13 protein-coding genes, 12 tRNA genes and 1 rRNA gene are annotated in these 11,722 nt (G+C 37.7%); 21 read left to right on the forward strand and 5 right to left on the reverse strand.

The window, feature by feature from the left end:
• The first annotated feature begins 55 nt into the window (after nucleotides 1–55).
• From rrf to O3629_RS09825, 13 genes are all read left to right on the forward strand, one after another.
• A 5S ribosomal RNA gene (rrf, locus tag O3629_RS09765) occupies nucleotides 56–171 on the forward strand.
• A 34-nt stretch (nucleotides 172–205) separates the two neighbouring features.
• Nucleotides 206–278 (forward strand) — tRNA-Val (locus O3629_RS09770).
• Between the two features lie 5 nt (nucleotides 279–283).
• Nucleotides 284–354, forward strand: a tRNA-Gly gene (locus O3629_RS09775).
• Nucleotides 355–393: 39 nt separating this feature from the next.
• A tRNA-Ile gene (locus O3629_RS09780) sits at nucleotides 394–467 on the forward strand.
• A 10-nt stretch (nucleotides 468–477) separates the two neighbouring features.
• Nucleotides 478–549: transfer RNA gene (locus O3629_RS09785), tRNA-Glu, on the forward strand.
• Between the two features lie 7 nt (nucleotides 550–556).
• A tRNA-Ser gene (locus tag O3629_RS09790) sits at nucleotides 557–646 on the forward strand.
• A 9-nt stretch (nucleotides 647–655) separates the two neighbouring features.
• Nucleotides 656–729 (forward strand) — tRNA-Met (locus tag O3629_RS09795).
• A 3-nt stretch (nucleotides 730–732) separates the two neighbouring features.
• Nucleotides 733–805, forward strand: a tRNA-Phe gene (locus O3629_RS09800).
• A 15-nt stretch (nucleotides 806–820) separates the two neighbouring features.
• Nucleotides 821–901 (forward strand) — tRNA-Tyr (locus tag O3629_RS09805).
• A 6-nt stretch (nucleotides 902–907) separates the two neighbouring features.
• Nucleotides 908–978 (forward strand) — tRNA-Trp (locus tag O3629_RS09810).
• A gap of 12 nt (nucleotides 979–990) precedes the next feature.
• Nucleotides 991–1,063 (forward strand) — tRNA-His (locus O3629_RS09815).
• A gap of 19 nt (nucleotides 1,064–1,082) precedes the next feature.
• Nucleotides 1,083–1,154: transfer RNA gene (locus tag O3629_RS09820), tRNA-Gln, on the forward strand.
• 10 nt (nucleotides 1,155–1,164) lie between these two features.
• Nucleotides 1,165–1,248, forward strand: a tRNA-Leu gene (locus tag O3629_RS09825).
• A 74-nt stretch (nucleotides 1,249–1,322) separates the two neighbouring features.
• Here the strand turns inward: O3629_RS09825 and O3629_RS09830 are convergent.
• The 5 genes from O3629_RS09830 to O3629_RS09850 are packed head-to-tail and all read right to left on the reverse strand — an operon-like array spanning nucleotide 1,323 to nucleotide 4,813.
• A complete protein-coding gene (locus tag O3629_RS09830; RefSeq protein ID WP_371609124.1) occupies nucleotides 1,323–2,456 on the reverse strand; it encodes a tyrosine-type recombinase/integrase in 1,134 nt (377 codons plus the stop codon).
• Between the two features lie 3 nt (nucleotides 2,457–2,459).
• The gene (locus tag O3629_RS09835; protein ID WP_000598356.1) at nucleotides 2,460–2,654 is read right to left on the reverse strand and encodes a DUF3173 domain-containing protein; all 195 of its coding nucleotides are present in this window, start codon (nucleotides 2,652–2,654) and stop codon (nucleotides 2,460–2,462) included.
• Between the two features lie 59 nt (nucleotides 2,655–2,713).
• Nucleotides 2,714–3,100 (reverse strand): hypothetical protein, encoded by a 387-nt coding sequence (locus O3629_RS09840; RefSeq protein WP_006595173.1) that lies wholly within the window; start codon nucleotides 3,098–3,100, stop codon nucleotides 2,714–2,716.
• 2 nt (nucleotides 3,101–3,102) lie between these two features.
• On the reverse strand, nucleotides 3,103–4,299 hold the full coding sequence (locus O3629_RS09845; protein ID WP_371609125.1) for a replication initiation factor domain-containing protein: 1,197 nt from the start codon (nucleotides 4,297–4,299) through the stop codon (nucleotides 3,103–3,105).
• 40 nt (nucleotides 4,300–4,339) lie between these two features.
• Nucleotides 4,340–4,813 (reverse strand): hypothetical protein, encoded by a 474-nt coding sequence (locus O3629_RS09850; protein WP_371609126.1) that lies wholly within the window; start codon nucleotides 4,811–4,813, stop codon nucleotides 4,340–4,342.
• Nucleotides 4,814–5,134: 321 nt separating this feature from the next.
• Between O3629_RS09850 and O3629_RS09855 the strand changes: the two genes are divergently transcribed.
• The 8 genes from O3629_RS09855 to O3629_RS09890 all read left to right on the forward strand — a co-directional run bounded on the left by O3629_RS09855 (nucleotide 5,135) and on the right by O3629_RS09890 (nucleotide 11,679).
• Nucleotides 5,135–5,587 (forward strand): helix-turn-helix domain-containing protein, encoded by a 453-nt coding sequence (locus O3629_RS09855; RefSeq protein ID WP_371469254.1) that lies wholly within the window; start codon nucleotides 5,135–5,137, stop codon nucleotides 5,585–5,587.
• Nucleotides 5,588–5,876: 289 nt separating this feature from the next.
• Nucleotides 5,877–6,512 carry a DJ-1/PfpI family protein gene (locus O3629_RS09860; protein ID WP_371469257.1) on the forward strand — a complete coding sequence of 212 codons (636 nt, stop codon included), beginning with the start codon at nucleotides 5,877–5,879 and terminating at the stop codon, nucleotides 6,510–6,512.
• Between the two features lies 1 nt (nucleotide 6,513).
• Entirely contained in the window at nucleotides 6,514–7,038 is a 525-nt protein-coding gene (locus O3629_RS09865; protein WP_371469260.1) for a DUF1697 domain-containing protein, read from the forward strand.
• A gap of 485 nt (nucleotides 7,039–7,523) precedes the next feature.
• A complete protein-coding gene (locus O3629_RS09870) occupies nucleotides 7,524–7,961 on the forward strand; it encodes a zinc-dependent MarR family transcriptional regulator (protein WP_003004547.1) in 438 nt (145 codons plus the stop codon).
• A gap of 1 nt (nucleotide 7,962) precedes the next feature.
• Complete coding sequence (locus O3629_RS09875) at nucleotides 7,963–8,667, forward strand: metal ABC transporter ATP-binding protein (protein WP_003013743.1); 705 nt, start codon at nucleotides 7,963–7,965, stop codon at nucleotides 8,665–8,667.
• Nucleotides 8,660–9,463 carry a metal ABC transporter permease gene (locus O3629_RS09880; RefSeq protein WP_003009676.1) on the forward strand — a complete coding sequence of 268 codons (804 nt, stop codon included), beginning with the start codon at nucleotides 8,660–8,662 and terminating at the stop codon, nucleotides 9,461–9,463. Before O3629_RS09875 ends, O3629_RS09880 begins: the two co-directional genes overlap by 8 nt.
• A 2-nt stretch (nucleotides 9,464–9,465) precedes the next feature.
• Nucleotides 9,466–10,971: a zinc ABC transporter substrate-binding protein AdcA gene (locus tag O3629_RS09885; protein WP_371609127.1), complete on the forward strand. Its 1,506-nt coding sequence runs from the start codon at nucleotides 9,466–9,468 to the stop codon at nucleotides 10,969–10,971.
• 138 nt (nucleotides 10,972–11,109) lie between these two features.
• Entirely contained in the window at nucleotides 11,110–11,679 is a 570-nt protein-coding gene (locus O3629_RS09890; RefSeq protein ID WP_023919723.1) for a DUF6287 domain-containing protein, read from the forward strand.
• The last annotated feature ends 43 nt before the right edge of the window (nucleotides 11,680–11,722 follow it).

The raw sequence follows: 11,722 nt of genomic DNA on the forward strand, positions 1-11,722 counted from the left end.
AAGGTTAACTTGTTAGAATATAGATGTTCAATTTTGAATGTTTAATCATTCAGAGTTAAGTGACGATAGCCTAGGAGATACACCTGTACCCATGCCGAACACAGCAGTTAAGCCCTAGAACGCCGGAAGTAGTTGGGGGTTGCCCCCTGTGAGATAAGGTAGTCGCTTAGCAAGAGATTGAGCCTAGTAGATACTAGGCTCATTTGGGAGTTTAGCTCAGCTGGGAGAGCATCTGCCTTACAAGCAGAGGGTCAGCGGTTCGATCCCGTTAACTCCCATTTAAGCGGGTGTAGTTTAGTGGTAAAACTACAGCCTTCCAAGCTGTTGTCGCGAGTTCGATTCTCGTCACCCGCTTTGAACTTTTGTTCATTTTTACCAAGTTTTTTTAAACTTGGGCGCGTAGCTCAGGTGGTTAGAGCGCACGCCTGATAAGCGTGAGGTCGGTGGTTCGAGTCCACTCGTGCCCATTAATAGTATGGTCCGTTGGTCAAGGGGTTAAGACACCGCCTTTTCACGGCGGTAACACGGGTTCGAATCCCGTACGGACTATATATTTGGAGGATTACCCAAGTCCGGCTGAAGGGAACGGTCTTGAAAACCGTCAGGCGTGTAAAAGCGTGCGTGGGTTCGAATCCCACATCCTCCTTAATATTAACGCGGGATGGAGCAGCTCGGTAGCTCGTCGGGCTCATAACCCGAAGGTCGTAGGTTCAAATCCTGCTCCCGCAATTTGGCTCGGTAGCTCAGTTGGTAGAGCAATGGATTGAAGCTCCATGTGTCGGCGGTTCGATTCCGTCTCGCGCCATCAATTCAATAATCAGGAAGGGTAGCGAAGAGGCTAAACGCGGCGGACTGTAAATCCGCTCCTTCGGGTTCGGGGGTTCGAATCCCTCCCCTTCCATCCTTTACGGGCATAGTTTAAAGGTAGAACTAAGGTCTCCAAAACCTTCAGTGTGGGTTCAATTCCTACTGCCCGTGTTAATAATTATGGCGGGTGTGGTGAAGTGGTTAACACACCAGATTGTGGCTCTGGCATGCGTGGGTTCGATCCCCATCACTCGCCTATTTATTAATATTATTATTGGGGTATAGCCAAGCGGTAAGGCAAGGGACTTTGACTCCCTCATGCGTTGGTTCGAATCCAGCTACCCCAGTTAAATTTATGCCGGCGTGGCGGAATTGGCAGACGCGCTGGACTCAAAATCCAGTGTCCGCAAGGACGTGCCGGTTCGACCCCGGCCGCCGGTATAGTTTAAAAGACAAGGTTTTCGGACCTTGTCTTTTTTTCTTTGTTGTGTGTCGAGTTACCAATTTTTTCCATTTTAAAATAAATCATCAAGTTTATTAGCCAATGTTTTCTGTTTGCTAGGGTACAAATGAGAATAAGTATCAATTGTTGTTGTAATAGATGCGTGTCCTAATCTTTCTTTAACAACAAGATAATCTTCCCCTTGATTTATAAGTAATGATGCATGAGAGTGTCTTAAATCATGAATTCTTATTCTCTTTAAATCTTTATCCCTTTCTAGTATTTGCTTAAACTTCTTATCAATCATATTTTTTGTAATAGTTATTGGTGTACTCTGTATTATTTGTAGTCCGTCAATATTTTTGGTAAATTCCTTAAGTTTTTCTTTTTGTTTTTCTTTCCAATCTTTTAGCATTTCCGTTAATTTCTGATTGATTGTAATATTTCTAGTTCCTGATCGTGTTTTTGTTGTATTAATGTAGCTCGTATTATTGACAAAGTATACCGTTTTGGTAACGTAAATCGTATTTGTTAAAAGATCTATATCATTCCAGTTCAATGCGAGGATTTCTCCCATTCTCATCCCAGTAAAGAAAGCAATCACGAAAAACAGGTCATAGCTTGTTTCATCATCTTGAATAAGTTCTCTAAATCTCGTGAATTCTTCTATACTCCAAAATTTGATATTAGGCTTCCTAATTGGTAATTTTCTCAGATTCTCAACAGGATTTTTATCAATAAGGGATTTTCTTATACCAGTGTCAAAAATTTTTTTAAGTAGAATTAGAATTTTATTAATTGTATTATAACTTAATGTTTCATTTTCATTTTGTTTTTTAGGTTTTGTTTTTAGGTATTCACGAAATTCGAATATATGGTCATACGTTAATTTATTTAAATTTGTATCTTTAAAATAAGGCTTAATATGACGCTCATAATTGTTTCTTTGTGTACTTGTATAGCTTATTTTTCTGCCATTTTTCAGATCATCTTCTTCAAGTAAGTCGAATAACATATCTGTTGTCACTACAAAGTCAAATTGTTTTTCTTTCAATTCTACAATTCGAATATGTTGTTCTAGCTCTAGGGCTTCCTTTTTAGATTTTAATCCTTTCCGAATGATACGTATTCTTTTTTGTGTGACTGGGTGGAATCCATTAGAAACATCAACGGTCCATTTACCACTTTTAGTTTTACGAATAGTCATTCATTATGCTTCTTTCTGGAGTTCAATTCCTAATAGTTCTTCTGCGACACTGGCTGGAATTGTACCAATCCTTTTGTTATCGTAGATGTTAAAACCACGATTCACTAATAGTAATTTGCCGGTATGGATAATCTTTCTTGCAGTTCCTGGAGCAAATCCAAGTTCGATAAGGTCATCTTTTGTTACAGTTTTAATCATGTGATCTCCTTTTCTAATTAGATTAAGTAAGGGGAGGATTAACTCCCCTTGTCTGATACTTATTTTTGTTTTACATCTACTAAATGGATAGCATCCGCCTTGTAATACATTGTCGAACTAATCATAGTAGCTTGTAAATTGTCAAATGTTACTGGTACTTCATCCATTGCTTGGATATAGTCATTATCAACTAATGCTTCTGGATTGTCTACTGAGACTTGGGTTGATTTCTTTTTGAATTGTCCATCCTTGATAGTTACATTGTATTTCCAACCAATGATTTTATCGGTATTAAAACGTCTTTCGCTACCATCTCGGTTTTTGATAATTTCTCCGTTTGCATCTGCACGGACTTCCGTTTCAAATTTTGGAATGACTTCATCCAATTCAAATTTTGTTCCAATGTTATTAAAATTCCAGTCATTTTGTGAGAGCATTTTTGCCATAGTTAATTTCTCCTTTTGATATTTTCTTTGATTGTAGGGATTAAATCCTCTCTTTTAAAGAGAATTGCCCTTTCTATTAATCCACTTGCTAAATCTGGTGGATATTCCATATTGTTGAGTGCGAGATAGTTAGATTTCTCATACTCATGCAGTAAATTATTGTCGTATAGAAATTTATACGCTTTTAGAATAGCCCCTGAACCTTTATAGGTAAACCATTCTAATTTTTGTTCAAGTTCTGTTTTTGGTTTTGAAATAATGATAGAGATAGGTTTTGAGTGACCTAAAAACTTTTCCCAAGATCTCAAAGGTTTTGAGAAATGGCTATCACTATAAAATCTCACTTTTTCTTTGAGATATCCCTTGGTAAAGTTGAGAAGATCTATTTCTGAATGCAACCATTCTTGAATGAAGTAGTGAGCTTTTTCTTTCCTAAGTTCTAACTCTGTTCTTATCCAATTTTCTATATACCGCTTGCTGATACCGAGCTTCTCAGCTCGTTCTAAGCGTTTATCGTAAATTCTAAGTCTTTCATCATCATTGGGTTTTCTCAAATATAAGGTCTGGCCGATTGTTTCATCTCCGTAGGTATTGTAGTAGGTGCTTTTTCCATATATAAAGCGTTTCTTCTGACAAATCTTTAGAAGCTGATTAGGAGTGAAATAAGGTGTTTCATTAAAATCATCTATTGCAATATCAATTCGTCTTACTGAAAAATGATTGTAATTGTAGTAGAGGTTGTTCAGAAACTGTCTTTCGGACAGACTATTTGGATCTAATACCATATCTCTAAAGAACTCGAGTGCCTGTCCTGACATGACAAGCATGTAGGACGACTCTTTCGCTCCATAGTAGATACGGATATTCCCATAATGAAGCTGGCTATCATAGTTATAGTATTTAAGGCTCCCTTTATTCTCAATAAATAGGTCATAGTCAAGAAATAGAATGTCTTCGATTATTTCTCTTGGCGAAAATTCAGTCTTATCAAACTGAATTTGAATCCAGTCAAATACAGAACGTAATTGTTCATTTTTTGCCATAGATTTTGATTCAACTTTTTGCCTAATTTTGCCACCCTTAAAATCTCCGAAACCCTTGGGAATACTGAATTCTTTCGATGGTACACCTAACTTGCAGAGGGTGGTGTTACTACACACCCTATCGGTCAAAAATGGTCCGTCCGCATCTACGCTCATTTTCGGCTTTCTGCCTCATGGCTCAGCCGAAAACTCGCTATTAGCCGAACCTATTTTTTGACCTCTTCTGAACAAACCCTAGTAAGCCGTTTTGCATCGACTCTTCAATATCTTGGATTCTCTTTTTTAGGTTGGTATTCTCAATTTGTATCAGCCGTATTTCTCGCTTAAATTCCTGTTTTAAGGCGCTCAGTTCATCGTAGAGCTCATCTATTACTTGGTTTAGGGATTCTTGCTCATTGTCTTCTAGACTCCCAAATACGGCTCGTATAGCCTCTTTTAGACCTATTTCAAGTTTTAGGTTAGCTAACTTTTGAAATTGTCTAAGGTCTTTGTCTGTAAAGTCATAGGCAACTGTATAACTTAATTGGCGAGTTCTTGGATTTCTACTGATAGGAATTTTAATTTTTTTAAATTCCTTGCCACTTATCTCTTTAATCAGTTGAATCCAGTTTTTAAGAGTAGAGGTAGAGTTTAGGCCAGAAATTTGATTGACTAACTCTTTATTTGTCATCTTTTTGTGAAACCTCCGAAATTTTCTTGTACAACTGAAGAGTTTTCTGTGGTATAATTGTTACATAATATGTTTTGATCTTGGAACGAACGGCACATTTGTTTCAAGATTTTTTTATTTTGTCGAATCTTACCTCCTTTACTAAATTTTTTTAAATCGAACTACTAGTTACATACGCTTTTACCTCCTTTTATGCTATAATATTCTCAATGGAATATTTAATCTCAAAATAAATATTCCTTATGGAATAATTCTATTTTATACCGTTTAGAATATTTTGTCAAGCTAAAATATACAGAATCGAATATTAAAGAGGAAGCAATGTTTAATAATAATTCTTTTGGAGATCGTCTTAAGGAACTGAGAAAAAGTAAGAAGTTAACTCAGGTACAAGTTTCTGAGTTGATTGATGTACAACAAGGTACTTATTCTCGTTGGGAAAACGGAACTTTAGAGCCTAATTTAGAAGCCGTTGTCAAATTAGCAAAATTATTTGATACCACGACAGATTACTTATTAGGAAAAACGATTTACAGTACTCTAGATGTTGTCCCACATCCAATCACTAGAATTGATTTGAAGAAGCTAAAAGGGTTTAATAAAACTGAACTAGATGATCTGAAATTTGCAATTGTCATGAATGGAATTAAAAACCATTCTACTCTACCTAAGTATTTGGATGAGCTAGTCTCTGAAAATAATTTAGATGAAGAGGAGCAAGAAATATTACAGACTCTCTTTAAAGAGGTTTCTGATTATTTTAATGCAGATTGATGGTTTGTTTTTTAGGTTTTAAATTCATTCTAGATGTTGGAACTATTTGTCATAATCCTTGACTCTGCTTTTAAACGGGAGCACAGTGATATTGAGGACAAGCAGTTGAAATGTTACAGAAGTTGATAACATAAATACAAAACTACGGTGAGCCTCCGTAGGTTGTTCAATGTCTAAAAATCCCTATTTTACTGATGAAGTAAAAATTATTGGTATTACAGTGGAACACAAAATATGATACAATAAAACAATTAATAGTTCGAACATTTATCAAAGAGGAGTAAGCATTATGAAAAATATTTATATGTATGTTCAAGATACTATGGCCGATTGGGAACACGGCTATTTGATGCATGCACTAAGTTTACAGGCTATGTTAGGAGAAGCTAAAGTAAAATTATTAACGGTTTCTAAAGGGAAAAAGCCTATAAAAACTGCTGGAGGAATGACAATTGTTCCAGATTTTAATCTATATGATATAGATACTGCAAATACAGATGCTCTATTGCTTATCGGAGGAGATAGTTGGTTGAACAATGAGCAAGATGACGTTTTAGAACTTGCCTCTAAACTATTACAAGAAAATATCTTAGTTGGAGCTATCTGTGGAGCTACTTTGGGATTAGCCGAAAAAGGAATTTTAGATAATCGATATCATACAAGTAATGCTTCATTCTTTTTAAGCCAGATGAGCCAACATTATCGAGGACATAGTTATTATAAAGATGAGATTGCAGTTCAAGACGGAAAGCTTATTACTGCGAGTTCAGCCGGCTCTTTATTATGGGCTAAGTTTATTGTCGAGGAGTTGGGACTGTATTCAAAAACTACAGTCGAAGCATGGTTTAATTATTTTTCAACGGGAGATCCTCAATATTATGGCGAAATGATGAACTCTCTAGAAAAAGATGCATTGGAAAGTTAATATGAAAAAGATTATTTTCCTTCGTGGAGTAACACCAACTGGTACCAATAGAATTCCAAAAATGTCTTATTTAGTAGAAATCCTAACAGAAGTTGGTTTTTTAAATGTTCAAACATATATTCAGAGTGGGAATATACTGTTAGAGTCAGAGTTATCTGACGAAGAAATCAGAAAGTTAGTTCATGATACGATTTTGGATAAAATTGGAGCTGATTTATCAATAATTATCAAAGAAATTAATCAATTAGAGATTGCTATTCAAGAAAACCCATTTGATAATACTTATGATAGTTCTCGTATTCATCTAGTTTTTACTAACGAAGAGATTCCCGAAAGTACTCTAACAGAACTTAGTAGAGAGAATTTTGGAGATGAAGAGTTCTATGGTGGTCACGAGTGCTGTTACCTATATTTACCACGTGATGCTCGAAAAAAACGTTTAAACACAAATTATCTTGAAAAGAAATTTGGAATTCGGATGACTATGAGGAAGTTGAGTGTGGTAGAACGACTTACGAAATTATAATCTTTAAACAAGATAACTACATAACGTTCCATATCCTCCTTGTTAGGGGAAAGAAGCTTCTTTTTGTTTGATTTCCTAGATATAGTTCTATTTAGTTTCTATATTTTTAGTATTCTAAAAGAGATAAAGGAATTAAAGTAAATAAAAGGTAAGTAAATAGATAGACGTAATCTAATTTGAATTGTCTTTATCTGGGGTATGAGTCCGTGTCTTTAACGGGGTTACCAAAAAGTTACTAAAATTTGAAAAATGAGTCTATTTTGCAAGATTCAAAAGTCCTAAAACCCTATTAAATCAAGGTTATAAGATTTAAAAAATGTATTCATAGAACTCAAAATCCAGTGTCCGCAAGGACGTGCCGGTTCGACCCCGGCCGCCGGTATAGATTATAAAGGAGTTTTACTCCTTTTTTTGTTTTAATTTTTTCTTTTTTGTGATATAATTAACCGGTAAAGTTTCATTTAGTGAATTAGAAGGAGTCAATTTTGTCTGAAGTTGCAAATAAAATCGATCGATTTTTAAATTCTATTTTATTGTTATCAGAAAATCAGCATGAGATTTTAGTTGGTTCTTGTACAAGTGGTGTTTCATTAACTAACACTCAGGAACATATTTTGATGCTGGTTGCTGATGAAGCTCTAACCAATTCTGTCTTAGCTAAGAAATTGAATGTCAGTCAGGCGGCTATCACGAAGGCCGTGAAGCCCTTATTAAGTCAGGGCATGCTGGAGACTTATCGAGATGAAAATGATGCTCGGGTTCTCTATTATCGCTTAACTGAGATTGGTAAGCCTATTGCATTAGAGCATCAGCACCACCATCAGCATACTCTTCACACTTATGAGGATGTTTTGTCGAAGTTTACAAAGAATGAGCAAGGGGTCATTTCGCGGTTTTTAGATCTATTGGAAGAGGAGTTATAGTTTGAGGTATATTACGGTTTCGAATTTATCGTTTTATTATGATCGGGAACCGGTTTTAGAAGGGATCAATTACTACTTAGATAGTGGGGAGTTTGTGACTTTGACCGGTGAAAATGGTGCTGCTAAGTCAACCTTGATTAAGGCTAGTCTTGGGATTTTACAGCCCAAGGTGGGGACAGTTGAGATTTCAAAGACGAATGTTAAGGGAAAGAAGTTAAGGATTGCTTATTTGCCACAACAGATTGCTAGTTTTAATGCTGGATTTCCAAGTACGGTCTATGAATTTGTGAAGTCAGGTCGGTATCCTCGTAAAGGCTGGTTTCGAAAGTTGAATGAGCACGATGAAAAACATATTCTGAAGAGTTTAGAATCTGTTGGGATGCTGGAGTTCAAGGATCGGGCGATTGGTTCTTTGTCTGGTGGTCAGAAACAGCGGGCCGTCATTGCTCGGATGTTTGCTTCTGATCCGGATATCTTTGTTTTAGATGAACCGACAACAGGGATGGATGCGACGACAAAGAGTGATTTTTATGAGTTGATGCATCACAGTGCGCATCACCATCAAAAATCTGTTTTGATGATTACGCACGATCCAGAAGAGGTTAACCAATTTGCGGATCGGAATATTCATTTGGTTCGTGACCAGAGCTCTCCTTGGAGATGTTTTAACGTCCATGATACAGAAGGGGAGGGTGACCATGCTTGATTTATTCCAGTATGATTTTATGCAGCGGGCCTTGTTGGCTATGGTTGCCATGAGTCTTTTTTCTCCTGTGTTAGGGATTTTCTTGATTTTGAGACGGCAGAGTCTGATGAGTGATACGCTGAGTCACGTCTCTCTTGCGGGTGTCGCTTTTGGACTTTTTCTTGGGATCTCTCCGACGCTCTCGACTATGATCATTGTCATTATTGCTGCGGTCTTTCTTGAGTATTTGCGGACCTTATTTAAGGACTTTATGGAGATCGGGACGGCAATTTTAATGTCCACTGGTCTTGCCCTAGCTTTAGTACTGATGCGTGGTGGTGGGAAAAGCTCGATGAGCTTGGATCAGTATTTGTTTGGTTCTACCCTAACCATTACGGATGAACAGGTGATCGCCTTGTTTGTGATTGCTTTCGTTGTATTAGTGCTGACGGCCTTATTCTTGCGGCCTATGTATATTTTGACTTTTGATGAAGATACGGCCTTCGTAGATGGCCTTCCGGTCCGGACCATGTCCATTTTATTTAATGTGGTGACAGGGGTTGCTATCGCCTTAATGATTCCTGCAGCAGGATCGTTATTGGTTTCAACTATCATGGTCTTACCGGCTAGTATTGCGCTGAAATTAGGGAAGAACTTCCGTGGGGTCATGCTGATTGCGGTCATCATTGGCTTTATCGGGATGTTTAGTGGGTTGATTTTGTCTTATATTGCAGATACACCGGCGAGTGCCAGCATCACGCTTTTGTTTGTGGCACTGTTCTTGCTTGTGAATCTTGGATCACGTTTGAGGAAGTAAATATGAAATTTAAAAAAATAGGTTTAATGTTGTTGGTGGCTTTTACCCTTATCTTGACTGCTTGTGGCAAAAGTCAGAGTCAAAATGGAAAATTAAAAGTGATGACCACTTTTTATCCTGTTTATGATTTTACAAAAAATATTGTCGGAGATGAAGGAACGGTAGACCTGCTCATTGGAGCGGGATCAGAGCCTCATGAATATGAATTGTCTGCTAAGGGGCGGGCTATGATTCAAGATTCGGATGTTTTCGTCTATGAGAATGAAAACATGGAAACGTGGGTTCCAAATCTTTTGAAATCAATGAAGGATAAGAAAACCAAAGTGATCGATGCCACCAAGGGCATGGTCTTGCTTCCTGGATTGGAAGAGGAACATGAACACGAAGGGGGCGAAGAACACCATCATGAATATGATCCTCACCTTTGGCTCTCTCCACATCGTGCAATGAAGATGGTAGAGTCGATTCGCGATCAGTTGGTCGCAGCTTATCCAGATAAGAAAAAGACTTTTGAGAAAAATGCGCAAGCTTATTTGAAGAAGTTACAGGCTTTGGATCAAGCTTATCAGGATGGCTTGAAAGATGCTAAGCAAAAGAATTTTGTGACCCAACACGCGGCTTTCCGTTACTTGGCCTTGGATTATGGCTTAAACCAAGTGGCCATTTCAGGGATTTCACCTGATAGCGAGCCTTCTGCTGCACGATTGCGTGAATTGACAGAGTATATCAAGAAAAATGAGATCAAGGTGATTTACTTTGAGGAAAATGCTTCTAAGTCCTTGGCGAAAACCTTGTCTTCTGAAGCTGGTGTTGAGTTGGCTGTCTTAAATCCTTTGGAAAGCCTGACGGATCAAGAAATGAAAGATGGCGAAGACTACGTGTCTGTTATGAAGGAGAATCTGAAGGCGCTAGAGAAAACAACGTCACAAGCTGGTAAGGATATTCAACCGGAACATGAGGAAGACGCTAAGACAGTTCAAAAGGGCTATTTCGAGGATAGTCAAGTGAAGGATCGTAGTTTGGCAAATTATGCGGGTGATTGGAAATCGGTTTATCCATACTTGCAAGATGGAACTTTGGATCAGGTATTTGATTATAAGGCAAAATTAAATCCAACTATGACGGCTGCTGAGTATAAGGAATATTATACCAAGGGTTACCAAACAGATATTGATCGGATTAAGATTGATAAGGATTCAATGGAGTTTTATCAAAAAGGATCTTCTAAGAAATATACCTATAAATACGTAGGTAAGCACATTTTGACTTATAAGAAGGGGAATCGTGGTGTTCGTTATCTCTTTGAAGCCAAGGAGAGCGATGCGGGAGACTTCAAATATGTTCAATTTAGTGACCATGAAATTACTCCGGTAAAGGCAGCCCACTTCCACATTTTCCATGGAGGAAAGAGTCAAGAAGCGCTTTATGATGAGTTGGAAAATTGGCCAACGTATTATCCTTCGAACTTATCTGGTTTAGAAGTAGCACAGGAAATGCTGGCTCATTGAGAGCTGTATCAAAAGAGAGACTAGGACTGATTATCCCGGTCTCTTTTTGATTAAAAATGGGGAGTGAAGCTTGTCAAATGCTTGAAAATACGTTACAATGAAAGGGCTTTAAATTAAAAAATGTATGGGGAATTTTAAATGAAAAAAGTTGGTGCAATTCTTGTGAGTCTTCTCAGCGTGGTCCTGTTGGTAGCTTGTTCGCAACAGGGAGCGAGTAAAAAATCAACCGCTTCTTCTAGTCAAACGAATGCCTCTTCTGAAGTCAAAAAGACGGCTGCTTCTAGTTCGGAAGTGAAGGAGAAAGAAAAAAAAGAAGAGAAAAAAGAAGAGAAAAAAGAAGTGAAGAAAATGGATCTTGAAGCTATTGCCAATGGAGACTACAGCAGTATTGCTGGTGTCTGGCAAGATGATAAAGGAAATAAGCTGGTCTTTAACGACAAAGGGTTGGTCTCACAAGAGTTAGAGGGCTATGGAGCTTCTTTGACAGATTATGGAACAGCATCAGAAGGCATTTATGGTGGTCGTGATGGAGGCTTCTTGTTGGAGTATATTCCTGCAGGAGTGACCATTGGTGATCAGGTCGATGATCAAGGACAAGTCGTCTTTAAAGATACATCAGATGCCTCTAAAAACCGCTTATGGTCTGGTGTTGGTATCGCTAGTTTTGGGGAACAAGGCTCGATCTACTATCATGTAGGAGATGAATAACAGAAAAAAGAGGCTGGGACAAAAGTCCTAGCCTCTCAATTAT

Source organism: Streptococcus sp. 27098_8_12 (genome assembly GCF_041432115.1).
In the GTDB taxonomy this organism is placed as follows: domain Bacteria; phylum Bacillota; class Bacilli; order Lactobacillales; family Streptococcaceae; genus Streptococcus; species Streptococcus parasanguinis_V.

Bases quoted from the DNA above. Each gene is read 5' to 3' on its own strand.
- O3629_RS09830 (WP_371609124.1), bottom strand. From the start codon at position 2,456: ATGACTATTCGTAAAACTAAAAGTGGTAAATGGACCGTTGATGTTTCT.
- O3629_RS09835 (WP_000598356.1), bottom strand. From the start codon at position 2,654: ATGATTAAAACTGTAACAAAAGATGACCTTATCGAACTTGGATTTGCT.
- O3629_RS09840 (WP_006595173.1), bottom strand. From the start codon at position 3,100: ATGGCAAAAATGCTCTCACAAAATGACTGGAATTTTAATAACATTGGA.
- O3629_RS09845 (WP_371609125.1), bottom strand. From the start codon at position 4,299: ATGAGCGTAGATGCGGACGGACCATTTTTGACCGATAGGGTGTGTAGT.
- O3629_RS09850 (WP_371609126.1), bottom strand. From the start codon at position 4,813: ATGACAAATAAAGAGTTAGTCAATCAAATTTCTGGCCTAAACTCTACC.
- O3629_RS09855 (WP_371469254.1), top strand. From the start codon at position 5,135: ATGTTTAATAATAATTCTTTTGGAGATCGTCTTAAGGAACTGAGAAAA.
- O3629_RS09860 (WP_371469257.1), top strand. From the start codon at position 5,877: ATGAAAAATATTTATATGTATGTTCAAGATACTATGGCCGATTGGGAA.
- O3629_RS09865 (WP_371469260.1), top strand. From the start codon at position 6,514: ATGAAAAAGATTATTTTCCTTCGTGGAGTAACACCAACTGGTACCAAT.
- O3629_RS09880 (WP_003009676.1), top strand. From the start codon at position 8,660: ATGCTTGATTTATTCCAGTATGATTTTATGCAGCGGGCCTTGTTGGCT.
- O3629_RS09885 (WP_371609127.1), top strand. From the start codon at position 9,466: ATGAAATTTAAAAAAATAGGTTTAATGTTGTTGGTGGCTTTTACCCTT.
- O3629_RS09890 (WP_023919723.1), top strand. From the start codon at position 11,110: ATGAAAAAAGTTGGTGCAATTCTTGTGAGTCTTCTCAGCGTGGTCCTG.